This window comes from Corallococcus sp. EGB (assembly GCF_019968905.1).
Classification (GTDB): domain Bacteria; phylum Myxococcota; class Myxococcia; order Myxococcales; family Myxococcaceae; genus Corallococcus.
On sequence record NZ_CP079946.1, the window covers coordinates 2,585,354 to 2,611,409 of the forward strand.

Here is a 26,056-nt window from a genome sequence, read left to right on the forward strand (position 1 = left end):
CGCTCAATCCCAGCCCCGCAGCTGGACTCGCACGCGCCGCAGCAGCAGGTCCCACTCCTGGCGTTTGAGCGTCGCCATCACGCGCCCGGTGACGATGGTGAGGCCCGTGAGCGTCATCACCGCGAAGCCGACGCGGTGGTCCCGCAAGCCCGCGTCGAGCAGGTTGGCCACCACGTCCAGCAGGAGGAACAGCGTCCCCAGCGCGAGGTAGGCGCGGATCCGCAAGGCCATGCCCACCGCCACGCCCAGAAGGCAGACGGCGCCAAAGACAATCGCATACGCCCCATCCGGGGACTCGCCCATCCGCGCCGCCAGCTTCGCCGCCGCGGGCACGTACAGCAGCAGGCCGCCCAGGACGCGCACCGCGTTGCGAGCCGCGTGCGGGAGGCTCTCCGTGAAGAGCTGGCCCATCATCAGGAGGAGCAGCCCGAGCGGCGCCAGGTACACCTCCAGCCCCTCCAGGCCGAAGGCGAGCGCGGCGAGCAGCAGCGCCAGGTTGCAGGCCGCCGCGGAGAACGCGCCGAACATGCGGCTGCGCTCCACCGCGCCCAGCGCCGCGTACAGCAGGCCGGAGCCCGCCGCGAACAGGGCGGCATTGCCCGTCGCGTCGCCGGGGAGGATCAGCGCCACCGCGACGGGCAGCAGCGCCGCGAACCGCCGCGTCGCCTGCTCCACGGGGCGCACACCGGCCCTGCGCGCCAGCACCGTCACGCCAACGAGGGCGAAGCCCAGCGACAGCGCGAAGAGGGCGTCGTGCTCCGGGCGGAGGCCCTGCGCGTACAGCCCGCGCACCAGCGCGTAGACGCCCACCACCGCGACCTGCACGAAGTAGACATGGCGGCCCGTGTGCTCGCGCCACGCGGCATGCAGGGCCATGCCCACGGCCAGCACGATGGCCGCCAGCGCCACGGGCAGCACCTCCTCCGAGGCCCGGCCCCCCAGGGCGACGGCCGCGAGCAGCAGCGCGCTCGCCACCAGCCACAGGTCGCGGCCCCAGCCCATGCCCCCGGCGACATCGCTCCGGCGGCGGGCCGTGGCGCGGCGGGCGATGTGGAGCGCCAGCGCGCTCCCCGAGGCGGCCAGCGCCAACGCGGCCCCGGACCGGGTGATGAGGTGCAGGTACGTGGGTTCCCCTGATTGCAGGGCCTGCGCGAGGACCGCCAGTCCCGTGGCCATGACAGCGCCGCCGGCGACCATCGTCCCGAGCCCCGCGATGAACCCGGCCAGCGCCCCACGCCACTGGAAGGCCGCGACGAGCAGCGCCGCCGCGAGCAATCCCAGCGTCAGGGGGAAGGCGAAGGACATCATCCACTCCCCCGCGAGCCCGTCGAGCACGGCCCAGCCCAGGGCGGGAACGGCCATCGTCGATGACGTGTGGCCTTCGACGGCCAGCGCGTACACCGTCGCCGCGATGAAGTACGGCAGCACGGACAGGTGGGCACGCAGCCGCGTCGGGCCTGCGTCGTGGCCCCGCCGCTTCGCGAGCCCGGGGGCGATGACCACCACCGCGAGCCCCAGCAGCGCCAGCGTGGGGCCCGGCCAACCCGCCAGGTGCGGCATCCGGTGGGCCAGGGCATGGACGAGCAGCAGGAGCCCCAGGCCCACCACGCCGCGCCCGCGCGCCCGCGCACCGCTGACGAACAGCACGGCGCCGGTGGCGAGGGTGAGCTCCGCCGCGAGCACGCCGGGCTGGAAGAAGGCCGCCGCCGCCACGAGCACCACGGCCGTGAGGCTCTGCCGGCTCAGGGCCTGGAGGAAGGGACCCGGGCGGTCATCGGTGCCCAGGGGCAACAGCCGCCGGAAGGACGCGCGCCCCACGGCCACCTGGGACACCGCGACCGCGAGCACCGCGGAGACGAGCCCGGCGGCGGCGATCCCCGCGAATGCGTGCAGCCACAGCAGGAACCGGGTGCTGTCCGGCGGCATCCAGGCCGGCGGATGGAGCCATCCCAGCGAAGGGCTGATGAGGTGCGCCGCCGAGGCTCGGATCCACTGCCCGTCGGGAGGCGCCAGGGCCATGAGGGGCCCCCCGAGCAGCGATTGTTGCGCGGCCCAGAGCGCGGCGCCGGGGAGCCCCAGCAGAAGCCCCCCGTGCGCGAGGAGCCGCGAGCGGAACGAAGCCGCGAGCAGGACCGTCAGCAGCGCGGGCCCCAGCACGAGCAGCGGCGGCACCAGGCCCAGCGCGCGAGAGGGATACGGCAGGCCCACGACGACAGCGGAGCGCAGGAGCAGCAGGGCCAGCACGGCCACGCCCAGGTGCGGCACCAGGTGATACAGCGCTCCGTGCCGTGGCCTCTCCAGCCGCTGGCCCACCCACGGGCCCACGCGCCGCAAGCCCAGCGCCAGGAACCAGAGCGCGATGCCGACGAGCGGCACCCGCCACGCCGACACGTCGGGCGGAAGCGGCCGGCCCGCGCGATTGACGACCGCGGTGAGCGCGATGAACCCGCCAGCCAGGGCGAGCGTCACCACCGAGCCTCGCAGTTGGAATGACACGAAGCCGCGCGACACGAAGGCCAGGAGCGCGCCCGCCGTGAGCAGCACCCCCGCGAGCAGCGCCACCGGGCGCTCGGCGCTGTCGGGCAGGGCGAGCCATGGGAGAAGCGTGATGACCGTGAACGCAGCCTGCACGAGCGCCGCGCCCGCGAAGCCATCCGTGAAGAGCGCACGCCCCCCTGCGCCGAAGGGCAGCGGAACGACGTCCAGCAGCTTCCGGCCCTTCACCTTGTCGAAGCCCTGACCGCGAAGCATCGCGACGAGCGCGAACCCGAAGCCCAGGCCCGACGCCACGAGGGCGGCCCGCGCGGAGGCGAAGTCGGAGACCGTGCCCGCCGCCTGCGACACCGTGAGCGCGAGCCCCGTGGCCGCGAGGAAGCTGACGAACCGGCTGCCCTCTCGCCGGACGCGGAGCAGCAGCAGCGCCGTCAGCAGCGCCATGGGCCCGCAGGCGAGCACCGTCGCAAGGGATGCCGAAACTCCCGCGAGCACGTCTGGCAACACGGGCACGACCCCCAGGGCCCGCGCCACGCCGAACACCGCGATGCCCAGCGACAGGTCCTCCAGGGGGAGGAACGCGTCACGCAGCCCCTGGCGCTCCGCCCACGCGGACTGCGCCAGCCCGCCCACTCCGTAGAGCACCGCCGCGAGCGCGAAAACGCCCAGGCGCGCCGCGCTGGATGCGAGCCATGGCGTCCCGTCCACGGCCGCCAGCGCCCCGAACAGCAGTGCGACGCCGCCCAGGGAGTGGAGGCCCCGCCACCGCCACCGCCCCGCGAGGTGGGCCGCGAGCGCGATGACCGCACCTGCGGCCGCACGGGGCCAGGGCGCATCCGTTCCCAGGAACCACGCCAGCACGGAGAACGCAGGCATCGTCGCCAGCGAGACGACGACACCCCAGGCGAGCAGCCGGCCGCGCAGGACGGCGGAAGGCGTCACGCGCGCCAGCAACAGCAGTCCGGACGCCACCGCCGCGACGCCGAAGCACCACCACGCCGGCACGTCGGGTGCCTGCACGTGCGCGACCAGCGCTCCGGCCAGCAGCGCCGCCATGACCGCCGGATGCACCAGGGCCCGCCGCCGGAGCTCCAGCAGGAAGAAGACGAGCGTGGCCAGCACTGGCGCGCACACGGACGCCACATCCACCCATGCGTCCTCGCCCGGGTAGACCGAGAACGCGCCCAGCGCCCCCGCGACCGCGCCGCTGGCCACCACCGCGTGCGCCAGCGTCTCGAACACCGGAGCCGCGCGAGGCATGGCCGCGCGGACAGCCTCCGACGACGCGCCCGCAGCCACCACCGCGCCAAGCGCCACCGCCCACAACACGAGCCCCGCGAACAGCGGGCTCCCCGGGGCCAGCGCATCGAATCCGGACGGACTGCTCGCCACGCAGAAGACCGCGAGCCAGAGCGCGCCATGGAGCGCGGCGCCCACGCCGACGAACGAAGTCCGCGCCCGCCACACCGAAGCCCCCAGCGCCACCACGCCCGCGAACGCGCACAGCGCACGCAGCCACGGCGCCTCGTCCCAGCCCATCAACGGGAGCCCGGCGAGGAGCGAGGGGAACAGCGCCACCGCGAAGGTCGCCGCGGAAGTCCCGGGCCACAGCCGTCCAGCGGCCCGCAGCGGAAGGAGCGCGACGGCGGCGACCCCCAACGCCGTGGGCACACCCACCGCGGGCGTCAGCGCCACCAGGGCCGACAGCGCGACGAACACCACCGGCAGCAACCCAAGCCCGATGCCCGCGAGCACGCGCCCCACCGGCCGCGAGCGCTTGAACAGGAACGCGCCCAGTCCAATGAAGGCCGCGTGGTAGCCCAGCAGCGCGCCCGTGACGATGAGCTGCCGGGGCACCCCCCCCAGCGCCCGCCACGCCTCGCGCACGCCCATGAGCGAGCCGCCCAGCACCAGCACCGCGCCGAGGAACCACCAGATGTACTCGTGGAGGCGGGGAGGAGGGTCGCCCTCGTCCAGCGCGATGACCACCTCCAGGCCGCTGCCCCCCAGCGAATCCAGGTGTCCCCGGCCGAACAGCGCCTGCCCCGACCCCAGTGCGGAGCCCAGGTCCTCCTCGCTGGAGGACTCCCCGTCTTCCCGCACCGCCACCCGCCGCCGGGCCGCCTGGTCCCGCTCCGCCCGGGCCGTCTCATCCAGCGAGTGCGCGAGCGAGGCCAGCCACCCCGGACGCCACCCGCCCGCGCGCCGCAGCGAGTGGGCCACACCGTCCGCCCACGCTTCGACCCGGGCCGCGGAGTCGAGCTCTGGGGCGGGCTCCGGCTCGGGTGCCATGGAGACCGCCATGGCCAGCGCCGCGGGCACCTCCGCGACAGTCGCGACCGTTTCGACGGGGGGCACGAGCGACGCCTCCAGCCGGTCCGCCGTGTCCGGATCCAGCAACCCAGCGAAGCGCCAGCGCTCGATGTTCTGTCGCATCCTCGCCAGCACGAATTCATCCAGGTGCCGCCCGGCGGCGGGCACGAGGGCGGCGCCGCACTCCGGGCACAGCGGCCCGGAGTCCGTCGCGCGGGGCTGCGTACAGGCAGGGCAGAGCATGCGCGTCAGCATAACGGGCCGCCCGCACCCGGAGTGCCGTCCCTGGAGACACTGTCACTTCAGGAGCCCGGCCGTGGACCTCCACGGCCGGGCTCCCTGCGGCTGACTACAGACCGTCCGGGTAGCACCAGCCGGTGGTGCGGTCATGGCCGCCGCCGGACAGCGGATACCCGATGTAGCCCAGCTCCTCGCCCGGGCCGCACTCCGACCGGGCGCGCTTGTAGGGCCGGCAGATGGACTGGCCGCCGATGGTGACGCAGGCGCCACGCGCCCCCTCCGAGCCGCAGAACTCGGCGAAGCTCTTGGTGCACGGCTCCCCAATCTGGGCGGGGTCGAAGTCGAAGCCAATGGGCTCCAGCACGGACTGCTCGATGCACAGGCCGTACACGCCGCAGATCGTCCCCGTGGGGCAGCCGGGGACGGCGGCCATCGGGTCGCACGTCTTCAGGCACTGCCGGTCATCCGTCAGCAGGTCCGTGCACGCGAAGCCCTCCGCGCAGTCCGTCGTCGCCGCGTGCTGGGCGTCCGCCCCGGGCGTGGAGGTGCACAGCGCGCCCTGCGTCTTGGTGCCCTGCGACTTCTCCAGCGTGCCGTCATCCGCCAGGTAGTTGTCCGGCACGCAGGTGTGACCCGGCACGTTCGCCGTCCACGAGCCCTGGCGCGGATCGCAGCCGTTGGGCCGCACCGTGCTCCAGGTCGCGTAGCGGATCCACTTGCACTCGCCGCCCGGCACCACCGCGCTGCCACGGTAGGGCGCGTTGAGCGGCGGCGCGTTCACCGACTCGCGCAGCGTCACGTTGAAGAGCACGCCCACCGACTGCTGCGGCGACACCTTCAACGCCAGCAGCAGCGAACCGGAGTCCGCCACGAACATCTTCTGGCTCGCGGCGCCCTCGTCCTGGTAGCCGTAGACGCACTGCTCGCAGTTGAAGAGGTTGGCGCCGCCCGCCGCCAGGTCATGCAGTCCCGGCGCCGTGTTCACGTCCAGCCGGATGTACGCCGAGTCCGCCAGCGCCGGGTCCCCCAGGCCGTTGAACGTGCCCTGGTAGGTCGGCTGGGCGCCGTACATCACCGGCGTCAGCTGCACGCCGTTCGACAGGGCGTTCATGGTGATTTCGGTACACCCAGCAGGTGGGGTGAGGGATTGCGCCTGCTGTTGCAATGCCTTCGCCTGCTCTTCCTGCGCGGCGGTCTCCTGCTGGGGCTCCACGGCACAGCCCGTCAGCGCCAGCAGGGAGAGCACGGCACTCCAACGCCACGCACGAAACCCGAGGCTTCGAGTCGTCATTGTGATTCTCTTGGATGGTGGTTGAGGCTGTCAGGGGGGGAGACAGCCGTTCCGGGAATTCCGGATGAGCTGTTGATTACGCGAACTTGTCTTGAATTGGCAAATCAATTCAACATTGCAGTGTGACTGTTGTTGCCGCCGCATCCATTGCATACGGGATGGATCCGGGATGCGTGAGTCTCAAGACATGAGTCTTGAGAATCCAGAGTCGCGCGGCCCTTCGGGTCTCTTCAGAAGGGGGAGCCGCTGGTGGTGGTGATGCGCAGTTGCTGATGGTTGATGGCAACCGCCAGTTTCATGAGCAGGTCACGAAGCTGCGATGGGGTCAGCTTCTCGCGCAGGGCCCTGAACTCACCGCGCTCCTGGTCGCCCCACTGCCTTGAGGCGATGCCGTCCTCCAGGACGCGGCGGGCCTTCGCGTAGGCCTCGAGGTTGCCCGAGGGGATGGGGAGCGCGGGCTCTGGCCTGTCCGGCGGGGACTCCGCCCGGGCCTCGGCCGTCGCGGTCTGGAACTCCTCCCGGACGACCCGGCGCAGGTCCTCCTGGAGCGCCCGAACGTCCAGCCCCGCCACGGCGACCGGCGCCGGGCGGGAGGGGCCCTCCATGGCTTGTCTCATTGCGCGCAGCTCCCGCTCCACTCCATCCAGCCGTCGAGCAAGCTCCTCATCCGTGGAGACCCCCGCGGGCTCGGTCCAACGGGCCATGCCGAAGCCGGCGCCAGCGGACGCCACGAGCGCCGCCAGGAACAAACCCCTGGATGCCATCGTCATGGTCCGTCCTCCCAGGGGCCTACTTGGGTTCCAGGTAGGAGGCTTTCCGCATCTCGACGTCGAGACAGGTGCCCCTGCCGTCGTGATACACCTTGATATAGGAGTCCGGCGAAGCGGCCTTGAGGATCTCGATCATGTCCCGGTTCGTGGTCGTGCAGGCCCCCATCGTCCCGGTGGCGTCAAAAGCAAAGATAAAGGCGTAGTAGTACCCGTTGCCGACCATGAAGCCGACGTCGAGGGATTGAAGGGGATCCGAGCTGTGGCGGGCGCTCCCGAAGCTCCCCTCGAGGGTGTTGTTCGTCGTGTTGATGACGACGGGGAATGTGCCTTGGCCTCCGGCCCACGCGGTGCTGCTCAAGGTGAGCGCGGCCAGACCTGCAACGGCGGATGCTTTCTTCCACATGGAATGTCTCCAGTCTCGATGGGCACGAATGTGAAACGAATCGGATGAGGCTGAGGCATCGCTCACCACCCGGTGCCGCCATTTCACATAGCACCGGGGTCTGACACTCCCTGTCGCAGGATGCGGTCACTTCATGTCGTGAGAAAGCAAGATGTTTGCGACTTATTGCTGGGTTTTTCGTTCTCTTAATCCCTTGCACGGATCGTCCTCTGGCATCGCCGGCGTGAACCAGACGTAGTCGTAGGGCAGGGTGGAGGCGCCCGCGACGGCCGCGTAGTCCTGCGGCTTCAGCGCTTCCGGCGACACCTCCAGCAGCGCAACGCTCAGCACCGGGACGTCCTTCGCGCGGCGCTCCAGGTGCGCGGGGACGCCTCGGTCCTCGCGGATATGGCCATTGCCGGTGATGAGCACCGCGCCGTCCGCCGTCACGGTCTCCAGCAGCCGGTCCGCCATCATCGCGTCGCGCGCCCGCTGGGCCAGCGCCATGGGCTCCAGCATCTCCTGCGGGAGCTGTCCGCAGTGCGAGCGGTCCAGCTCCTCGCGCACGGCCTTCGCCTCCGCTTCCGGCACGGGGGCCTCCAGGCCCAGGCGTGAGCGCAGTGCGGCGGGGAGTGCTTCGGGTCCCTTCATCACCAGCTCCCGCACCCGCGCGCGGGGCAGGTTGGCGGCGACGATGGGCAGGTGTGCCTGGAGGCCCGCGGCGAACACAGGCTCGTAGAGGCTGAAGGCGGGCCAGCCGCTGTTCGCCCAGTCCACCGCCTTCGCCAGGTTCTCCGCGTCCTCCGGATGCGCCTTCAGCGCCGCGTCCACGGCGGGCTGCTGCGTGACGTCCAGCATTTCGAAGGCGAGCGCCGGGCGCTGTCCAGACGCCGTCTTCGCGCGCACCAGCTCCGCCTGGAGCCGGTGATGATCCGGATGGTCATGCCGTTCACCCAGGAGCACGAAGTGCGCGGGCACCACCGCCGCGCGCAGGGCGCTCTCGCTGACGAAGCGGCCCGCGGCCACGTCCCAGATGCGCCCCACCAGCGGGTGGTCCCGGTACAGCGTCGTGGTCCACTCCCTCTCGGGAGGCGGGGAGGGCTGCTGCTGCCTGCTGGCGCAACCGGTGGCCAGCGCGAGGACGAGGACGAAAGGGATTCGTGTCATCCCGCCATCTCACCCCTCCCGCGCCGGGTTTTCCGTGGGAAAAGGCCCGGGTCCGCACTCCCGGACAATGTCTGCCTTTGTTGGGCGCGAACAGGGGCTGTCCGCCCGGCTGCTCCCCTGGCAAGGTGACGGGCTGGCCCGAATTTCCCAGGGCGTGAAGTCCTGCTCGCTGGGCGACGGAACGGCCCCGCCGGGAGGACTTCGGCGTTGAAGTGGGGGGAGCTGGTCGATACGTCCACCTCAAACCGCCTCATCCACGCGTCCCGCACCCTTCAAGCCCTCCCTGATCCACCCGATGAACGCTCAGAACACGCCAGGGAACATCGGGGCCGCCCCGTCCCTGGCCGGGTGGCTCACCACGCTGCGCGAGGGCAGCGAGATGGGGCGGCTCATCCTGGAGCGGGACTGGTCCGGGACGCCGCTGGGCCCCATCACGTCGTGGCCGCCCATCCTGCGCACGCTGGTGAGCATGTGCCTCACGACGCGCTTCCCGATGTTCATCTACTGGGGGCCGGAGCGCGTGCAGCTCTACAACGACGCGGGCATCCCCATCATGGGGGCCAAGCACCCGCATCACGCGCTGGGGCCGCTGCGCGACGTCTTCCCGGAGCTGTGGCCCCAGCTGGGGCCCCTGTTCGAGGAGCTGGAGCGCACCCGGCGGGCCAACTGGGCGGAGAGCCAGTCGCTGCCCATCCAGCGGGGCGGCTCCGCCGAGGAGGCCTACTTCACCTGGTCCTACGCCCCGGTGCTGGACGACACCGGCACGGTGGTGGGCTTCTACACGCCCGCCCTGGAGACGACGGGGCAGGTGCTCGGGCAGCGGCGCCTGCGCACGCTGCACCTGCTCTCCGAGCGCACGAGCGGGGCGGGCTCCGTGGAGGAGGCGTGCCGGGCCGCCCTGGGCGCCCTCGCGGAGAACCCCGCGGACCTGCCCTTCACCTGGCTCTATGTCACGGACGCGGATGGGGCGCGGGCCTCGCTCGCGGGCTCCACCGGCATGGGCGCCCGGAGCGCGGCGGTGCCCGCGCACCTGGGCCTGCGCGCCGAGCAGGGCGGGAGCCCCCTGGCCGAGGCGGCCCGCGCGCGCCAGGCCCTGCGGGTGGAGGACCTCAACGGTTGGCTCGGAGCGCCGGACGCCGCGGAGCCGCCCCGGCCCGCGCTGGTGCTGCCGCTGCCGCACGCGGAAGGAGACCGCGACCTGGGCTTCCTGGTGGTGGGGCTGAGCCCCGTGCTGAGGCTGGAGGGCGAGTACCGGGGCTTCCTGGAGCTGGTGGCGGGGGCGCTGGCCACGGCGGTCTCCAGCGCCCGGGCGCAGCAGGAGGCCCGCGCGCGGGTGGAGCAGCTGGCGGCGCTGGACCGGGCCAAGACGGCCTTCTTCAGCAACGTGAGCCACGAATTCCGCACGCCCCTGACGCTGATGCTCGGGCCGGTGGAGGACGCGCTGTCGGACACGGGGGAGCCGCTGGGGCCGCGCCAGGCCGAGCGGCTGTCCCTGGTCCAGCGCAACGCCAGCCGGCTGCTCAAGCTGGTCAACACCCTGCTCGACTTCACCCGCACGGAGGCCGGGCGCGTGCGCGCGGCGTTCCAGCCCACGGACCTGTCCGCCTACACCGCGGAGCTGGTGAGCCACTTCGAGTCCATCGCGAAGCGCGCCCAGCTCACCCTCACGCTCGACGCGGCGCCCCTGCCGGAGCCTGTCTGGGTGGACCGCGAGATGTGGGAGAAGATCGTCTTCAACCTGCTCTCCAACGCGATGAAGTTCACCTTCGAGGGGGGCGTCCACGTCCGGCTGCACACCGAGGAGGGGCAGGCGCTGCTGACGGTCCGGGACACCGGCAGCGGCATCCCGGAGGCGGAGCTGCCGCACATCTTCGAGCGCTTCCACCGCGTGGAGAACGCCCGCTCGCGCAGCCACGAGGGCAGCGGCATCGGGTTGAGCCTGGTGCAGGAGCTGACGAGGCTGCACGGCGGCACCGTGGGCGTGAAGAGCGCGCTGGGGCAGGGCACGACCTTCTGCGTCGCGGTGCCCCTGGGCAGCGGCCACCTGCCCCGGGAGCAGCTCGTCGCCGAGGGCTCGGTGCCCGCGCGCTCCATCGCGAGGAGCGCGTCCTCCTACGTCGAGGAGATCCGCGGATGGCTTGGCGCGGAGCCCGCGCCCGCGCTCCCGGAAGGCACGAAGTCCATCCCGCTGCTGCCCCCCATGGCCGCGAGGGTGCTGGTGGTGGACGACAACGCGGACCTGCGCACGTACATCACGGGGCTGTTGGACGCGTCGCTGACGGTGGAGACGGCGGAGGATGGCTTCGCGGCGCTCCAGGCCATCCGCGCGCGCCCGCCCGACCTGGTGTTGAGCGACGTGATGATGCCGCGCCTGGGCGGCTTCGGCCTGCTGCGCGAGCTGCGCGCGGACCCCCGCCTGCGGGCCATCCCCTTCGTCCTGCTGTCGGCGCGCGCGGGCGAGGAGGCCTCGGTGGAGGGGCTGGAGGCGGGCGCGGATGACTACCTGGTCAAGCCCTTCTCCGCGCGCGAGCTGGCGGCGCGGGTGCGCACGCAACTGGAGATGGCGCGGGTGCGCCGCGAGGTGGCGGAGCTGTCCGCGCGCGAGGCGGTGTTGCAGGAGGCGGTCCGCGCGCGGGACGAATTCCTGACGGTGGTGAGCCACGAGCTGAAGACGCCGATGGCGTCCTTCCGCCTTCAGTTGGACCTCATCGAGCGGAGCCTGGGGCCGGAGGAGCGCGCCCGCCTGGCCGAGCGGCTCCTGCACACGCGGCGGCAGGTGCACCGGCTGGCCACGATGGTGGAGACGCTGCTCGACGTGCCCCTGTTGTCCTCGGGGCCGGTGCACCTGGACGTGGAGGACGTGGACCTCGCCGCGCTGGTGTCGGAGGAGGTGGCCCAGTCACGCGAGGAGCTGGCCCGGGAGGGCTGCGAGGTGACGTTGCGCATCGCCGGCCCGGTGTGGGGCCGCTTCGACCGGGGACGCCTGGAGCAGGTGGTGCAGGGGCTGCTGTCCAACGCGCAGAAGTACGGGCCGGGCAAGCCGGTGGAGGTGCACGTGGAGCAGGTGGGCCCGAACGCGCGCCTGACGGTGGTGGACCACGGCATCGGCGTGCGTCCCGAGGACCGCGAGCGCATCTGGAGGCGCTTCGAGCGTGCCGTGCCCGTGCGCAACTTCGGAGGGCTGGGCCTGGGCCTGTGGATCGCCCGCCAGGTGGTGGAGGCCCACGGCGGCGGCGTCGACGTATTGGAGACGCCAGGAGGCGGCGCCACCTTCACGGTGTCACTGCCGCTGGACGGCCCGCGCTCCTGAATGGGAATGCGGGCCCCGGGTGTCAGACATTGTCTGTCTGGCTTTGACGGCTACTTGGAGTCCACCACCAGCACCATCCACCGGTCCGTGGCGTGGTCGATGCGCACGTTGGCGGCACCGGCCTCCTGGAGCTGTCCAATCACGCGCTCCAGGAACTGGAGCTGATCCGCCGGCGCGTCCACGAACACATTGCGCGCGCCCGGGCCCTTCGCCTTCGGCTTCTTCGCCGGCGCCGCACCCGCGTGCAGCTCCGGGGCCGCCGCGGCCTTCAGCAGCGTCCCCGCGTCCTCCGCCGTCACCTCGGCGCGCTCGTCCTGAACGTCCACGTCCTGCTCCTCCTTGGGGGCGGCGGCCGGAGCGGCGGGCTGCGAGGCCAGCTCCTTCTTCGCCTGGTCGCGCAGCTCGTTGAACGTGCGCAGGTTGATGGTCGCGCCGAAGCGGTCCTTGAAGGCCTCCAGGGCGTCCTGGCGGCTCAGGTCGGGCTGGTTGCGGAAGAGGTCGAGCAGGAACGCGTGACGCTCCTGCGACTGCTCCTGGGAAGTCCTGGGCATGGCTGTGTGGCTCCGGCGGTGTGGCCGCTTGAAGAAAAGGCGGCGCACCTATACCCGAGCCTCCCCCCGGAACGAAAGCCGGGCGCCCCTACCGCCCGCGAGGCCCCGGACGCGGCGTGCGGCTCCCGCTCCGGCCCGGCTGCGCGCGCGGCTGCACCGGGCGGGGCCATGCGTTCGTCGCCAGGCCCTTCTCGGCGGGCTCCGCGTTCTCCGCGGCCCGGCGCAGGCGCGCGGCCTCCGCGGGGGACTCCGGCGGCACCAGCGCCTTGGGCCCCCGTCCGATGAGGTCCGCGCGCCCGGCCAGCTTCAGCGCCTCGCGCGCCAGCGGCCAGTGCTCCGGGTTCCAGTAGAGCAACAGCGCCTTCTGCAGCCGCTTCTCGCGCAGGCCCTTCGCCGTGTACACGGGCTCCATCTTCATGGGGTCCAGGCCCGTGTAATACATGGCCGTGGCCACCGACATGGGCGTGGGGATGAAGTCCTGCACCTGGCGGGGCCGCTTGCCCTTCTCCTTGAGCCACTGCGCCAGCATCACCATGTCCTCCAGCGTGGAGCCGGGGTGGCCGCTGATGAAGTAGGCGATGTCGTATTGCTCCTTGCCCGCGTCCTCGCTGGCGCACGCGAACATGTGCTGGAAGCGCTCGAAGCTCTCGATGCCGGGCTTCTTCATCTTCTCCAGCACGCGCGGCGACACGTGCTCCGGCGCCACGGACAGCTGGCCGCCCACGTGGTGTGCCGCCAGCTCCTTCACGTACTCCGGCGAGAGCTCCGCCAGGTCGTACCGCACGCCGCTGGCGATGAAGACGTGCTTGATGCCCGGCTCCTCGCGCACCTCCTTCATCAGGGAGATGAGCGGCCCGTGGTCCGTCTGGAGGTTCTCGCACACGCCCGGGTGCACGCACGACAGCTTGCGGCAGCGGCTCTCGATGTCCGGGCTCTTGCACTTGAGCTTGTACATGTTCGCCGTGGGGCCCCCCAGGTCGGTAATCGTCCCCCGGAAGTCCCCCATGCGCCGCAGCTCGCGCACCTCGCGCATCACGCTCTGGGCGGAGCGGCTCTGGATGACGCGCCCCTCGTGCTCCGTGATGGAGCAGAAGGTGCAGCCGCCAAAGCACCCGCGCATCAGCACCACCGAGTGCTTCACCGTCTCGTACGCGGGGATGGGCTCCGTGTACATGGGGTGCGGCACGCGGTTGAACTTCAAGTCATACAGCTCGTCCATCGCCACCGTGGCCGTGTCCCCGGGGGCGTTCCCGGCGCCATCCTCCAGCGGCCGGGCGGGCGGGTTCATGTAGATGGCGCGGTTGCCGTGGCGCTGCGCGATGGCGCGCGCATTGCCGGGGTTGGTCTCCAACTGGAAGTCCCGGCTCATCACCGCGAAGGCGCGTGTGTCCGCGACCACCTCTTCATACGACGGCAGCACCACCACCTTGCGGTCCGCCGCGCGCTTCGCAGGGTCCGCCTCCAGGGCCTTCATCGCCGCGTCGTTGATGAGGTGCGCGGTGCCCCGGATGTCCTTCAGGTCCTCGATGCGCTCGCCCCGGTTGAGCCGGTCGGCGATCTCCCAGATGGGGCGCTCGCCCATGCCGAACACCAGGAGGTCCGCCTTGGCGTCGAAGAGGATGGAGCGGCGCACCTTCTCGCTCCAGTAGTCGAAGTGCGCGATGCGCCGCAGGCTGGCCTCGATGCCGCCCAGGACGATGGGCGCGTCCGGGTACGCCTCGCGGCAGCGCTGCGCGTAGACGATGGAGGCCCGGTCCGGCCGGCAGCTGGTGCGCCCGCCCGGGCTGTACTGGTCCTCCGAGCGGTTCTTCTTCTGGGCCGTCAGCCGGTTGAGCATCGAGTCCAGGTTGCCCGCCGCCACCCCGAAGAAGAGCCGGGGCTTGCCCAGCGCCTTGAAGGGCTCGGCCGAGTGCCAGTCCGGCTGGGGGATGATCCCCACCTTGAAGCCCCGCCCCTCCAGGAAGCGCGCGATGAGCACCGGCCCGAAGGCCGGGTGGTCCACGTAGGCGTCGCCGCTCACGATGATGATGTCGCACTGCTCCCACCCCCGGGCCTGCATGTCGGCGCGGGTGACGGGGAGGAACGGGTAGGCGTGACGCGGAGTGATGGAGGCCATGGGCTTGGTCCCCTCGACAGTGGGGAAGGCCCAACCAACCCCATCCGGGCAGGCGCTGTCCACTGCGACCGCCGCCTGCCTCCCGGGTGTCCAGGCAGCTGGAGGGGCCGCCAGAAGACGACAGGGCCGCATTGTCCGTGTGTCCAAAAGCTTTCGGACGCAGTCGCTGTCAACGCGCGTGCGCCGTGTGTGTGATTGCCACGGGCACCTGCAACGTGAAGGCGCCCGGCGACCACGGGCAGCGGGCTGCCCTGCTCGCTGTTGTAGAGGAATTCACAGTCGGTGCGGTCGCGGGTGGGACTGCCTTTTCTCGGCTCCTCGCAAAGGCAGATGCCCGGGTCATTTGTGATCCGAATGGGTGCCCGGTGCACCTGGACCTGGGTGCTGCTTTGCCCGTATTGCTAGAAAAGTATGTCTGTGGCAAAGAATGACAACGGGCCTGGCTGCCATTGGGTGGCGTCAGGCCCGCTCCCCACATCTCGGCACTGCCCCGCTCATTGGAGAGAGTCATGTCCTTGCGCCGTCCGCTGTCCCTGTTTGCCTCCCTGCTGGTGCTGGGGGGGTGTGGTACCGAAACCTTGGAGGAGGGCGCGGCCGTGGGCGAGGCCCGGGCCGCGTTGCACACGGGCATCGACCTGGCGGTGGCGGAGGTGGGCGTGACGTGTGACGGCGACGTGCTGACGGTGACGGGCGCCATCCGCAACGCAGCGCCCACGGGCATCGACCCGTCCATCGCGGGCATCTACGCGGGGAACCCGGCGGAAGGGGGCACGCTGCTGGACACCATCGACGTGCCCTGGCTGGTGGGCCAGGAGCGCTACCCGTTCTCCAAGGTGGTGACGGTGCCCGAGGGCACGCGGCAGCTGTACGTGGTCGCGGACGCCTTCGACGCCTTCCCGGAGGACGACGAGACGAACAACACGGCGGTGGTGACGCTGGCGGAGGGCGGCGGCTGTGTGGTGAACCAGGCGCCGGTGGCGGCGTGCAGGGACGTGACGGTGGTGGCGGACGCGACCTGTTCGGCGCAGGCGTCCATCGACAACGGTTCGTATGATCCGGACCTCTCCCCGCAGGCGCTGAGCCGCCAGCAGAGCCCGGCGGGCGCCTACACGGTGGGCGCGACGCCGGTGACGCTCACGGTGTCGGACGGCATGGACTCGGCTTCGTGCTCGGCGACGGTGACGGTGGTGGACCAGACGGGGCCGGTGGCTGGGGCGAGCAAGAACCTGGTGCTGCCGCGCTCGCCGTTCGCGGACTACAAGACGGTGACGCTGGCGGACTGCGCGCAGCCGGCGACGGACAACTGCGGCGGGACGATGGACCTGCAGCAGGCCGCCACCATCATCCGCGTGGAGTCGGATGAGACGGAGGACGCGCTGCTCAGCCTGAACCTCTTCAAGTGCAACGACATCAAGCTGGCCGCGGACCGCAAGTCCGCGCAGCTGCGCGCGGAGTCCAGCCTGATTGGCAACGGCCGCGTCTACACGATGGTCTACGAGGTGAAGGACCCGTCCGGCAACAAGACCACCGGCACCTGCAAGGTGAAGGTCCCCAGCCTCCAGGGCCTCATCTCCATCGGCGTCGGGCCCGCGTACTGCCAGGGCACGGGCTGCCCGCCGGGCACGGGCAGCGGGCTGCTCTGCTCGCTGCTGTAGTCCGCGAGGGGCTTGCCCGCGGTGATGACGGCCCGGGTCCGCGAGGGTGCGCGGCCCGGGCCGTCGTGCGTGAGGGAGGCTTCACCGGTGGTGCAGGCGTGCAAGGGGCCCGCGCGCGCGTTGACGCAGATCGACGCCTCCCCTAGCTTGGCCGGCTCCCGGCAGCGCCCCTTCCCGAGGCGGGGAAGGGCGGCCGCGAGCACCCCGTATGATGCGCAGGACGGACGAGGAGTCAGGTCAGGGGGAGGCGCCGCGGGACGAGCGTGCTCCGGATGACCTCATGCCCGTGCTCCGCGTGGAGTACGACACGGACGTCCAGGCGGGACACGCCGCCCCCGTGCTGCGCGTCCGGCAGCCCTGGCCGCCAGAGGAGGACGCCGAGCTTGAGCCGAAGCCGCCGGACGTGAAGGGCAGGGCGTCCGCGAAGGGGAGGACGCTGACCTTCCGCGAGCTGGATTCGGCGGCGCTGGCCTCCATGCCGGCCTCGCACCGCGTGAACCGCGTGGTGCCCGCGCGTCCCGCCGCGCGAGGTGACGAGTCCACCGACACGGCTGATGCATCCGCGCCGTCGCGCGAGCGCAAGGCGGAGGTTGACGCCGTCGAAACGAAGCCGGTCGCGGATGGCTCGGCGGCAGGGGATGCCGATGCTCCGCGCCCGGCCGATGCGGGCACTGTCGCTGCGCGGCCCATTGCCACGGAGGAGACGCCCGGTGCGCCCACCCACGGCGGCGCGGGCCCCGCCACGGCGAAGTCCATCGCCAGCCGTGCGCCGGGCAACGAGGCACTGGGAACGCAGGACGCAGCCCCCTTCGACGCGAATGTTGCTCCGCGAGCGCCGAAGCCGCCCGCGCCGGAGCTCGTCCGCGTGGACGACGCGGCCGACACCCGCCCGCGCGAAGAAGCGCCCACTCGCGACGTGTCCGCCTCCGGCGACGCCACCCCCGCGGAACGCCAGGCAATGCAGGCCGCCGTGTCCTCCGGGCGTCGCCGGGAGCAGTGGGTCGCTCCGGCCTACCTTCCCGAAGACCTCCGCGACGCGCTGCTGGCCGAGCGCAGCCAGTACCGCGCACAGCGCCTCCAGGAGGCCCGCGAGGTGGGGCTGGCCGGGCCCGGCGTACTGGGGCTCGTGCCCGTTCCCGCCGCGGATCCGGACTGGTCCGGCGGCTCGCTGCTGGGCTTCCTCGGCGAGGAGCTGGTGTTCGCCGGGAACATCGTCCACCTGGACTTCGAATCCGGCCGCGTCTTCGCCTCCTCGGACTCCGGCGAGGACCTGGACCGCCGCGTCCTCTCCTGCGAGCGCTGGTGCTACCGGCCCTACGACTTCGCGGAGGCCCTGTGCGCGGCCGCGACCGCCTACGAGGATCGCCTCTCCGCGCTCGACAACGCCCTGGCGCGCGCGAAGGGAGAGCTCCTCCCGGCCCCGCCGTCCCCCCGGGACGCGGAGCTCATCCCCGTGGACCGGCTGTGGCGCCAGCCGTGGGGCAGCATCTGGGGCCCCCCCGGCACGGGAAAGACCACCGCCGTCGCGGACCTCATCGCCCGCGCCCTTCGCGCCTACCCCCACGAGCGCATCCTCGCGGTGGCCCCCACCAACCGCGCCGCGGACGAGCTGGTGATGCGCGTCAGCGCCCTGCTGGAGCGCGAGCCCATCCCGCTGCGCCCCCTGGCCCGCAGCATCTTCCGGGGCGGCACCGGCGCCAGCGAGGCCCTCCACAAGCTGCCCACCGTGGCGCTGGAGGAGACCAAGGCGAGCAAGCTGCTCAACACCATCCAGGAGCGTGAGCGCGAACTCTCCCTGGAGCGCGCCCGCGGCGGCGCGGCGCCGGAGCTCGCCCGCATGCAGGCGGAGCTGCGCACGCTGCGCGGCCGCGTGAAGGACCCCACGCTGAAGGAGGCGGAGAAGGGCGAAAGCCCCCTCATGGTGCTCACCGTGCACCGCGCCCTGCGGCTCGTGTCGGAGTTGGAGGGCGAGGAGACCTTCCAGCGGCTCGTCGTGGACGAAGCCGGCATGGTGACGCGCGCGGCGACGGCGCTGCTGGCCCCGCTGGCGAAGCAGGTGACGCTCGCGGGAGACCCCAAGCAGATCGGCCCCGTGAGCCGCGCGGCGGAAGGGGCGGGGAAGGGCACCCAGACGTGGCTGCGCGCCAGCGCCCTGTCCCACCTGGAAGACGCGGTGAAGGACGCGCAGCGCCCGGACGTGCTGCTGCTGCGCACCCAGCACCGCATGCACCCGGACATCGCCAGGGTGGTGAGCCACTTCTGCTACGGCGGCGCGCTGGAGGACGGCGACCTCGTGAAGGACCGGGCCCAGAAGCCTCCGCCCGTGCCCGCCTTCCCGTCCCGCGCCATGTGGCTGGTGCTGGATGGCTTGAGCCGCGACACCCGCCGCCTCACCCACGGCCGAGGCGAGACGGGCTCCGGCTACCAGCGCGAGCTGTCCGCGGAGCTCGCCGTGACGCTGGCCCGCCAGGCCGTGCGCCTGGGCCTCACCGTGCTGTGCGTGACGCCCTACCGCGCGCAGGCGGCGCTCCTGCGCAAGCTGGGCAACGCGGCGGGCTTGCGCCACGACATGTTCAGCGCCTCCACCATCCACCGCCAGCAGGGCACCCAGTACGACGTGGTGATGGTGGACACGGTGGCCGGAGGCCGGCCCTTCCCGCCGCACACGCTGGTGCCCATCCTCAACGTCGCCGCCAGCCGCGCGAAGGAATACCTGCTGGTGCTCGCCTCGCGCGCGGAGGCCCGCGCGTCACCCGTGCCCGCGCGCTTCCTGTCGCTGCTGCCGCGCGTGCGCGTCCACGCGGGCACGCCGCCGAAGCTGGAGCTGCTCGCCGCCACGCCGCGTCCCCCGCCTCCGCCCCCGCCGCCGCTCGTGCCCATGGGGCTGGGCGGTGAAATCGCGGGCGGCAAGGACACGGGGCCGCTCTTCACCCAGGAGCAGGTCTCCCTCTTCGAGCGCCGCTTCGACGACGGGCACCACCTGGTGCGCGGCGTGGCCGGCAGCGGCAAGACGTACGTGCTGGCGCACTGGGCCGCGCGCTACCTCCTGGAGAACCCGCGCGCCCGGGTGCTGGTGTCCTTCTACAACCGCTCGCTCGCGCCGCTCGTGGACAAGCTGCTCGTGGAGGCGCTCACCGTTCGCGCCGGACCGGAGCGGGTGCGTCCGCTCAAGGCCCAGGTGACGGTGAAGCACGTGGGCGCGCTCAGGCGCCTGGAGCCCCACACCTTCGACGCCGTCTTCGTGGACGAGGCGCAGGACATGGACGCCAGGGGCCTGGCCTCCCTGCACGCCCTGGTGCGCCCCATCGTGGGCGAGGACGGCCGCGAGTCCCGCTGCTTCCAGCTGTTCATGGACGACTCGCAGAACGTCTACGGCCAGGTGCCCATCGACAGCTTGAAGGAGCAGCTCCCCGAAGGGCTGTCCTTCCGCGGCCGCACCCGCGTGCTCAAGGAGACGTTCCGCGCCACGCGCGACATCCTCGACGTGGCCTTCAACGTCGTGCTGGACCCGCTGCGGCACCACCGCGTCACCGACCCCGGCATGCGCGAGTACATGAAGGCCGGGGAGCTGGCCCGCGAGCGGCTCCTGTGGCTGCCGGAGGAGACGCTGGAGGGGCTCTACCGCGTGCAGTCCACCGAGCGCGGCGGCGTGCTGCCGCAGGTGAAGGACTTCGCCTCCGGCACCAGCGAGGCGCGCTGGGTGGCCAGGGAGATTGCCAGGCTCGTGAGCGAGGAGGGCGTCCACCCCGGCGACATCCTGGTGGTGGCGCCGGTGATGCCCGCGTCGTTCACGGACGCCCTGCGCAAGGCGGGCGTGCCCGCGGAGGCCTACGGCGGCAAGGGCGGACGGGACGTGACGGACTTCCGCGTGAGCGGCGTGGACCACGTGCGCGCCACCACGGTGTTCTCCTGCAAGGGCCACGAGTGCCCCGTCGTCTTCTTCGCGGGATTGGAGGCCCTGGACTCCATCGAGGCGTGGATGGCGGGGGCCCGCCAGCGCAACGCGCGTGAGAACGAACGCATCCGCCGCGCCATGTTCTACGTGGGGTCCACCCGCGCGATGAAGCGCCAGTACCTCACCGGCGTGCGTGGGGGCCGTTTCCTGCGGGTGGCCGCGTCGTACGTGGAGACGCTGTCCGGCCACCGCCCGGCGCCCTGAAACAGGCGCCGCGGGCTTGTTACATCCTCCAGCCGCCGGTGACGCCCGCGCTCTTGCCGAACGCCGGCTGCCCGTACACCTCGCGGAAGCGCGCGCGCAGCAGGTCGAACGTCTGCTGAAGATCCGGCGCCGCGGCGCGCGCGTCCGGCAGCTGTCCGCCCATCCGCGCGAAGCAGCGGCTCATGGCGCCCTCCAGCCACTGCGACACCTCGGCGGTGTCCTGGTCCTGGAGCCGCTCGAAGACGGACAGGGCGCGCTCCAGCGTCTCGCCCACGAGCTCCGTGGCATCGACGGAGCTGCCAGCGCAAAGCCTCGCGGCCCGAAGCTCCAGGGCCGGACGATGCTTGCGAACGAACTCCCCGAAGGCATGCAGATTCACGGTGACCATTCTTAACCCTTCGCCCTGTCGCTGTCAGAACGCCGGACGCGAAAAACCTTGGCCACCGGACACCATGCAGCGTGACGCTGGAAAAGGATGGTGGGATGAATCATGTATCACTCTCCGTCCTGGCAGGCGAGCCACCGGGGGCGTCAGCTCTTGTCCGTGGGTCGTGCAGGCCACCCGGTGGGACCGGGCAGACCCAGGGCATCCACGTTGTTCTCCGCGCGCTTCGAGGAAAGCAGGGGACATGCGCCACACGGTGGAGCTGACGGAGATGGGCGGAAGTGACGAAGGGCCCCGTGTCCTGTTGTTGCCGGGACTGGGCGCTCGTGGATCGGGCTTCCGCGAACTCGCGCTGCGGCTGACGGAGGTCGCGCGTCCCGTGCTCGTCGAGTACCCGGAAGGCAGGCACGCGGCCTGCGGCGCGAGGGCGCTGGCGGAGCAGGTGCTGCGCGTCACCGGCAAGGTGGACGCGGTGGTGGCCAGCTCCTTTGGCGGCATGGTGGCGGCGCACCTGGCCGCGGGCGGTGCGACGCGCGGCGTCGCGTTCCTGGGCTCCTTCACGCGCACCGCGCAGGTGGGGCCGCGTGGGCGGATCATCGCGATGATGGGCCCCATCGCGGTGGTGGGCCGTCCTGGACGCATCGCGGCGTCGCTGGCGGCGTGGCGGCCGGTGGCCTCGCACCAGGTGGCGGACGTGGTGCCCACGACGACCCTGGAGCGGCTGACGACGCTGCGGCGCGCGTTCTCCATCCACGCGGAGCCGCCGCCGCCGGACCTGCGTCCGCTGAACGTGTCGTGCCTGTGCATCCAGGGGGACCGCGACGTGCTGGTGCCGCCGTCCTCGCTGGAGCGGCTGGCCGCGTCGCTGCCGGAGGGCACGCCCCGGCATCTGCTGCGCGGCGCGGGACACGTGCCCTATTTCTCGCACCCGGAGGAGTGCGCGCGGCTGCTCACGCCGTGGCTCCAGGCGCTCGCGCCCGCGGGGCTCGCGGGGCTCGCGGGGCTCGCGGCGGCCCTGGAGTCGGAGGCGGGGTCCGCGGCCTGACGCCGCACGCGGCCTTGACAGCGCGCGCACGGTTCGACGGATCCGCCCTCCCAGTGGGGGGGTGTACGGACGCGGAGGCGCAAAGTAGTTTCGCCCCCGCCGATGTCGACCCGTCCTCTTCGCGCGCTCCTCTTCCTGTCGTTCCTGTCCACCGCGGCCCAGGCCGCTCCGGAAACCGCCCCCGCACTGGCCGCTTCGCCCGTGCAGCCCGCCGCGCCGGCCCGGGCCACGCCGCCCGCGCCGCGCCGCACCGTGCTGCTCTTGGGGGACAGCCTCATCGCCACGGGCTTCGGGGAGTACCTCCAGAACCAGCTCGCCGCGCACCCGCTCATCCGCTGCGAGCGCCGCGCGAAGTCGTCCACGGGCCTGGCGCGCCCGGACTTCTTCGACTGGCTGGAGGTCGGTCAGCAGGAGGTGAAGGAGCACCAGCCGGACGTGGTGGTGGTCATCATCGGCGGCAATGACGGGCAGGCCCTGCACACGCGGCAGGGGCACGCCACCGTGCAGTGGGGCAAGCCGGACTGGCAGGGCGAGTACCGCCAGCGGATCACGGACTTCGTCACCGCCATCTCCGCGCCGGGCCGCAAGATTGTCTGGCTGGAGCTGCCCGCCACGGGCCGCCAGCGCTTCGAGCAGAAGCTCACGCTGATCCGCGACCTGCAGCGCGAGGTCATCTCCGGGCGCGAGGACGCCGTGCACCTGGAGACGCGGCCCTTCTTCACCGACGCGCGCGGCAGGGCGCTGAAGCAGGCCCGCGTGGAGGGCTTCCGCAAGCCCATGCGCCTGCGCATGACGGACGGCGTGCACTTCACCGTGGCCGGCGGGCGCTACTTCGCGAACAAGGTGTATCCGGAGGTGCTGGGCGTGCTGGGCCTGGAGGCCCCGGAGCCCGAGGAGCAGCACACCGCGCGTCCCGCCGCCGCGCCGGTGAAGCCGGCGATGCAGGCCCTGGTCCCCTAAGCCTCCCACCCCGGGTCAGGAGTGGCGCGGCCAGGAGTCCTCGCTGCCCCCGTGGGGACGGAGCCTGCGCACGGCGCGCAGGAGCAGCTCCTCGTCGCGCGGGTTGGCCAGGAAGCCCCGCGCGTCCAGCTTGCGCGCCCGGTCGAAGCCCTCGTCGTCCGACGCCCCGTGGACGATGAGCGCGCCCTCGATGCGGACCTCGCCCGCGAGCAGCCCCTCCATGGCCTGGAGGGGGGCGAGCACCACGTCGCTCTCCTTCGTGTGCAGCACCTCCAGCGGCGTGGCCACGCGCGAAGGGATGCCGTTGCGCGCCAGCGTGCGGGAGATGAGCACCGCGGTGACGGGGGGCCAGCCGTAGAGCATCAGCGGCGGGCTGGGCACGGCGGGGCGGCGCGGCTCCGGCGCGGCCCCGGCCGTCTCCCTGATGCCATAGAGGGCGCTGAGCGCGCGCGACAGGGCGCTGTCGGAGGCCAGGTGAGGCTCCACGCGCGCCTTGCCGGACACGGCCCGCACGTCATCCACCGCGTCCAGTGACAGGGGCGCGGGCACGGCGAGGTGGAGCACCTCCTTGTCCTCGCGCGTCTCCAGCCGGAGCGGCACGACGCCGTACTGCCGGGCGATGCGCGAGGGCACCAGGTTCGTCAGGGAGCGGTCGAGCGGATGCCGGTCCAGGTCCACGGCCTCCACGTCGAACTGGATGGCCAAGCCGCGCAGCACGTCCGCCTCCGTGCACACGCCCTCGCTCACCAGGGCGCGGCCCAGGGGGACGTGGACCTCGTGATGGTGCACCAGTCCCAAGCGGAGCTGGCCTTTGTCGACCACCCCCAGCTCCAGGAGGATCTCCCCCAATGGGCGTCTGGATCCGATCTCCATGCCCACTCAACGTGGCGACCCGGTCCGCTGGCGACGACGGTCAGCCGAGGGCTCGCACGCCCGCCCGCCCTCAAGCCGCGTGAAAAGGGGGCCGGTGCGGGCCGTCCGTTACGGGCGCGCCGGGAACAGCGCCGCGTAGGCCTCTGGCTTGAAGCCCACGGTGACGGCCTCCTTGGAGACGAGCACGGGCCGCTTCACCAGCTTCCCGTCCTTCGCCAGCCACTCCGCGAGCTCCGCGTCGGAGGCCGCGTCGACCTTCTCCTTGCCGAGCCCGCGGTAGCTCTGGCCGCTGGTGTTGAGCCACTTGCGCACGGACACGCCGCTTCGGGGAATCCACTGGCGCAGCTCCGCCACGGAAGGGGGCTGGTCCACGATGGGGCGCGTCCTATAGGAGACGCCTCGCGCCTCCAGCCACTTCAGCGCCTTCTTGCAGGTGTCACATCCGGAGTACGTCAGCACGAGGATGTCATCGGACATGCGCGGGGCTTCTACCAGAGCGCTTCCGGGAAGAGAGTCCATGAACCGCATCCCCGGAGACTACACCCGTTGAAGAGGATGCCTGGAAGCCGCCGGGGCGCGGAGCCCCTGCCTCCCCGCACGGAGGGCAGGCAGGCCGCCGTGCCCCGGAGCCTGCCCCGCGGGGCCGGGAAGCGCATTCTTTCAGAGGCCATCCCATTCTTCGGAAGGAGACGCATGGAGGGCACACGCGCCGAACCCATTCCCGCCGCGGAGGAGCCGCTGGAGTTGCCAGCGAAGCGCCGGCGGGGCTGGTGGATTCCAGGGGCGCTGATGCTCATCGCGCTCCTGGCTTTCATCCTCTCGCGGCACGCGGAGGAGAAGCAGTTCCTGGACCTCTTGCAGAAGGCCCGGCCCGCGTGGCTGCTGGTGGCGGTCGCGTTCCAGGCGGGCACGTACCTGTGCGTGGCGGGCATCTGGTGGATCGTCCTGCACCGGGCGAGGCTGAAGGCGCCGCTCTGGTCTCTCGCCCGGCTGTCGCTGATGAAGCTCGCGTTCGACCAGGTGATTCCCACCGGTGGCGTGGGCGGGTCGCTGCTCGTGGGACGCGGGCTGCGCCGCGAGGGCGCGAACCCCGGCGTCGCCGCGGGCGCGGTGCTGCTCACCGTGCTGTGCTTCTACATCGCGCAGGCGCTGGGCGTGGGCGCCAGCCTCTTCTTCCTCTGGCGCCGGTCCGAGCTGAGCAACTGGATCCAGATCCTCGTCACCGGCTTCGGCGTGCTGGCGGTGCTCATCCCCATGGCCATCCTCTGGGTCACCGGGCACCGCGATTGGAAGCCGGGCCGCTTCGCCCGGCGCATCCCGTCGCTGGGCTCGATGCTCAAGGCCATCGCGGAGGTGCCGCCCGGCATGCTGCGAAACCCCGGCCTGATCGTGCGCGGCGTCATCCTGCAACTGGGGGTGTACGTGCTGGACGCGGCCACGCTGGGCGCCATGCTCCGCGCCATGGGGCAGGAGGTGCCCCTGAGCACCGTGTTCGTCAGCTTCATGGTGGCCTCCATGGCGGAGACGGTGTCCATCATCCCCGGCGGCGTGGGCACCTACGAGGCCACGTCCGTGGGCATGCTCAACCTCTTCGGCGTCCCGGTGGAGGCGGCGCTCGCGGGCACCATGCTCCTGCGCGGCTTCACCCTGTGGCTGCCCCTCATTCCCGGCCTGTACCTCCTGCGCCACGCCTTCGGACGCGGACTTCAGGCCGGTGGGCAGGCAGACTGACTTCACGGGAAGTCGAGGAAACGCCCCAGCCCCTTGCGGCGCTTCCCGCGGGCGCCCCTCTTGCGCGATGGTTCGCTCCAGCGTGGACGACACCGGAAGCGAAAGCGAAGCACTCATGAACCTGGGCCCGGCGCTCTTCCTCCACCCCGGCGTGAAGGTGCGCCCGTGCGAGTGGGGCATGGGCGTCTTCACGGACGTCTTCATCGCCGCGGGCGAGCTCATCGAGGAATGCCATTACCTCAAGGTGCCGCAGCGCCAGTGCCGGGGCGAGCCGCTCGACGACTACGTCTTCGAGATCCGCTGGCACCGCCATGAAGAGCCGCGCAAGGGGGACTGGGTCGCCCTCGTGATGGGCTATGGAATGATCTACAACCACGCAAGCGACCCCAACGCGTCCTACAGCCGCGCCGAGGACCGCGATGTGTTCCGCTATCACGCACTGCGGGACATCCACCCGGGTGAGCAGATCTGCATCAGTTACGGAGAGAACTGGTGGAAGGCGCGGGGTGAGGAAGTTCCTCCCTGAGTCGCCTTTGCACCGTGTGCGCAGTTGACCGGTGCGTTCGCACTTCCTGCCCCGTGAGCGCGTCTTCTTCCTCGGGCAAGCGAGGAAGC

Annotated in this window: 17 protein-coding genes; 7 read left to right on the forward strand and 10 right to left on the reverse strand. The window is 71.9% G+C overall.

Annotated elements, in window-relative coordinates:
• Nucleotides 1–3 precede the first annotated feature (3 nt).
• The 5 genes from KYK13_RS11125 to KYK13_RS11145 form a co-directional block, all read right to left on the reverse strand.
• Entirely contained in the window at nt 4–5,061 is a 5,058-nt protein-coding gene (locus tag KYK13_RS11125; protein WP_223644046.1) for a hypothetical protein, read from the reverse strand.
• A 94-nt stretch (nt 5,062–5,155) separates the two neighbouring features.
• Nucleotides 5,156–6,337: a hypothetical protein gene (locus tag KYK13_RS11130; protein WP_223644047.1), complete on the reverse strand. Its 1,182-nt coding sequence runs from the start codon at nt 6,335–6,337 to the stop codon at nt 5,156–5,158.
• Between the two features lie 230 nt (nt 6,338–6,567).
• Nucleotides 6,568–7,107 (reverse strand): hypothetical protein, encoded by a 540-nt coding sequence (locus KYK13_RS39050; protein WP_304504103.1) that lies wholly within the window; start codon nt 7,105–7,107, stop codon nt 6,568–6,570.
• A gap of 19 nt (nt 7,108–7,126) precedes the next feature.
• Nucleotides 7,127–7,510 (reverse strand): hypothetical protein, encoded by a 384-nt coding sequence (locus KYK13_RS11140; RefSeq protein WP_223644048.1) that lies wholly within the window; start codon nt 7,508–7,510, stop codon nt 7,127–7,129.
• Between the two features lie 162 nt (nt 7,511–7,672).
• On the reverse strand, nt 7,673–8,656 hold the full coding sequence (locus KYK13_RS11145; protein WP_223644049.1) for a ChaN family lipoprotein: 984 nt from the start codon (nt 8,654–8,656) through the stop codon (nt 7,673–7,675).
• 295 nt (nt 8,657–8,951) lie between these two features.
• On the opposite strand from KYK13_RS11145, the gene KYK13_RS11150 reads away from it, so the two are divergent.
• Nucleotides 8,952–11,966 (forward strand): ATP-binding protein, encoded by a 3,015-nt coding sequence (locus tag KYK13_RS11150; RefSeq protein ID WP_223644050.1) that lies wholly within the window; start codon nt 8,952–8,954, stop codon nt 11,964–11,966.
• Between the two features lie 50 nt (nt 11,967–12,016).
• On the opposite strand, the gene KYK13_RS11155 is transcribed toward KYK13_RS11150, so the two are convergent.
• Nucleotides 12,017–12,517, reverse strand: coding sequence for a hypothetical protein (locus KYK13_RS11155; protein ID WP_223644051.1), 501 nt, complete (start codon nt 12,515–12,517; stop codon nt 12,017–12,019).
• 88 nt (nt 12,518–12,605) lie between these two features.
• Nucleotides 12,606–14,633: a YgiQ family radical SAM protein gene (locus KYK13_RS11160; protein ID WP_223644052.1), complete on the reverse strand. Its 2,028-nt coding sequence runs from the start codon at nt 14,631–14,633 to the stop codon at nt 12,606–12,608.
• Nucleotides 14,634–15,142: 509 nt separating this feature from the next.
• On the opposite strand from KYK13_RS11160, the gene KYK13_RS11165 reads away from it, so the two are divergent.
• Together KYK13_RS11165 and KYK13_RS11170 are read left to right on the forward strand one after the other, a co-directional pair.
• Nucleotides 15,143–16,288, forward strand: a complete 1,146-nt coding sequence (locus tag KYK13_RS11165) for a hypothetical protein (protein WP_223644053.1) — start codon at nt 15,143–15,145, stop codon at nt 16,286–16,288.
• A gap of 280 nt (nt 16,289–16,568) precedes the next feature.
• Nucleotides 16,569–20,447 (forward strand): AAA family ATPase, encoded by a 3,879-nt coding sequence (locus KYK13_RS11170; protein WP_223644054.1) that lies wholly within the window; start codon nt 16,569–16,571, stop codon nt 20,445–20,447.
• Nucleotides 20,448–20,466: 19 nt separating this feature from the next.
• On the opposite strand, the gene KYK13_RS11175 is transcribed toward KYK13_RS11170, so the two are convergent.
• Nucleotides 20,467–20,826 (reverse strand): hypothetical protein, encoded by a 360-nt coding sequence (locus tag KYK13_RS11175; protein WP_223644055.1) that lies wholly within the window; start codon nt 20,824–20,826, stop codon nt 20,467–20,469.
• 250 nt (nt 20,827–21,076) lie between these two features.
• Here KYK13_RS11175 and KYK13_RS11180 point away from each other — a divergent pair, with 250 nt between their 5' ends.
• A complete protein-coding gene (locus tag KYK13_RS11180; RefSeq protein WP_223644056.1) occupies nt 21,077–21,877 on the forward strand; it encodes an alpha/beta fold hydrolase in 801 nt (266 codons plus the stop codon).
• A 102-nt stretch (nt 21,878–21,979) separates the two neighbouring features.
• Complete coding sequence (locus tag KYK13_RS11185; RefSeq protein WP_223644057.1) at nt 21,980–22,837, forward strand: DUF459 domain-containing protein; 858 nt, start codon at nt 21,980–21,982, stop codon at nt 22,835–22,837.
• Between the two features lie 15 nt (nt 22,838–22,852).
• Here the strand turns inward: KYK13_RS11185 and KYK13_RS11190 are convergent, their stop codons facing one another.
• Both KYK13_RS11190 and KYK13_RS11195 read right to left on the reverse strand, forming a co-directional pair.
• On the reverse strand, nt 22,853–23,710 hold the full coding sequence (locus KYK13_RS11190) for a general secretion pathway protein GspE (RefSeq protein WP_223644058.1): 858 nt from the start codon (nt 23,708–23,710) through the stop codon (nt 22,853–22,855).
• A 108-nt stretch (nt 23,711–23,818) separates the two neighbouring features.
• Nucleotides 23,819–24,187: a Spx/MgsR family RNA polymerase-binding regulatory protein gene (locus tag KYK13_RS11195; RefSeq protein ID WP_223644059.1), complete on the reverse strand. Its 369-nt coding sequence runs from the start codon at nt 24,185–24,187 to the stop codon at nt 23,819–23,821.
• Nucleotides 24,188–24,403: 216 nt separating this feature from the next.
• Here KYK13_RS11195 and KYK13_RS11200 point away from each other — a divergent pair, with 216 nt between their 5' ends.
• Nucleotides 24,404–25,441 (forward strand): lysylphosphatidylglycerol synthase transmembrane domain-containing protein, encoded by a 1,038-nt coding sequence (locus KYK13_RS11200; protein ID WP_223644060.1) that lies wholly within the window; start codon nt 24,404–24,406, stop codon nt 25,439–25,441.
• A gap of 115 nt (nt 25,442–25,556) precedes the next feature.
• Complete coding sequence (locus KYK13_RS11205) at nt 25,557–25,967, forward strand: SET domain-containing protein-lysine N-methyltransferase (RefSeq protein ID WP_223644061.1); 411 nt, start codon at nt 25,557–25,559, stop codon at nt 25,965–25,967.
• Nucleotides 25,968–26,056: the final 89 nt, after the last annotated feature.

Excerpts from the sequence above, each read along its gene's own strand:
- KYK13_RS11130 (WP_223644047.1), bottom strand. The coding sequence starts at position 6,337 with ATGACGACTCGAAGCCTCGGGTTTCGTGCGTGGCGTTGGAGTGCCGTG.
- KYK13_RS11205 (WP_223644061.1), top strand. The coding sequence starts at position 25,557 with ATGAACCTGGGCCCGGCGCTCTTCCTCCACCCCGGCGTGAAGGTGCGC.
- KYK13_RS11180 (WP_223644056.1), top strand. The coding sequence starts at position 21,077 with ATGCGCCACACGGTGGAGCTGACGGAGATGGGCGGAAGTGACGAAGGG.
- KYK13_RS11190 (WP_223644058.1), bottom strand. The coding sequence starts at position 23,710 with ATGGAGATCGGATCCAGACGCCCATTGGGGGAGATCCTCCTGGAGCTG.
- KYK13_RS11125 (WP_223644046.1), bottom strand. The coding sequence starts at position 5,061 with ATGCTGACGCGCATGCTCTGCCCTGCCTGTACGCAGCCCCGCGCGACG.
- KYK13_RS11185 (WP_223644057.1), top strand. The coding sequence starts at position 21,980 with ATGTCGACCCGTCCTCTTCGCGCGCTCCTCTTCCTGTCGTTCCTGTCC.
- KYK13_RS11170 (WP_223644054.1), top strand. The coding sequence starts at position 16,569 with ATGCCCGTGCTCCGCGTGGAGTACGACACGGACGTCCAGGCGGGACAC.
- KYK13_RS11145 (WP_223644049.1), bottom strand. The coding sequence starts at position 8,656 with ATGACACGAATCCCTTTCGTCCTCGTCCTCGCGCTGGCCACCGGTTGC.
- KYK13_RS11140 (WP_223644048.1), bottom strand. The coding sequence starts at position 7,510 with ATGTGGAAGAAAGCATCCGCCGTTGCAGGTCTGGCCGCGCTCACCTTG.
- KYK13_RS11195 (WP_223644059.1), bottom strand. The coding sequence starts at position 24,187 with ATGTCCGATGACATCCTCGTGCTGACGTACTCCGGATGTGACACCTGC.
- KYK13_RS11200 (WP_223644060.1), top strand. The coding sequence starts at position 24,404 with ATGGAGGGCACACGCGCCGAACCCATTCCCGCCGCGGAGGAGCCGCTG.
- KYK13_RS11165 (WP_223644053.1), top strand. The coding sequence starts at position 15,143 with ATGTCCTTGCGCCGTCCGCTGTCCCTGTTTGCCTCCCTGCTGGTGCTG.
- KYK13_RS11155 (WP_223644051.1), bottom strand. The coding sequence starts at position 12,517 with ATGCCCAGGACTTCCCAGGAGCAGTCGCAGGAGCGTCACGCGTTCCTG.
- KYK13_RS39050 (WP_304504103.1), bottom strand. The coding sequence starts at position 7,107 with ATGACGATGGCATCCAGGGGTTTGTTCCTGGCGGCGCTCGTGGCGTCC.
- KYK13_RS11160 (WP_223644052.1), bottom strand. The coding sequence starts at position 14,633 with ATGGCCTCCATCACTCCGCGTCACGCCTACCCGTTCCTCCCCGTCACC.
- KYK13_RS11150 (WP_223644050.1), top strand. The coding sequence starts at position 8,952 with ATGAACGCTCAGAACACGCCAGGGAACATCGGGGCCGCCCCGTCCCTG.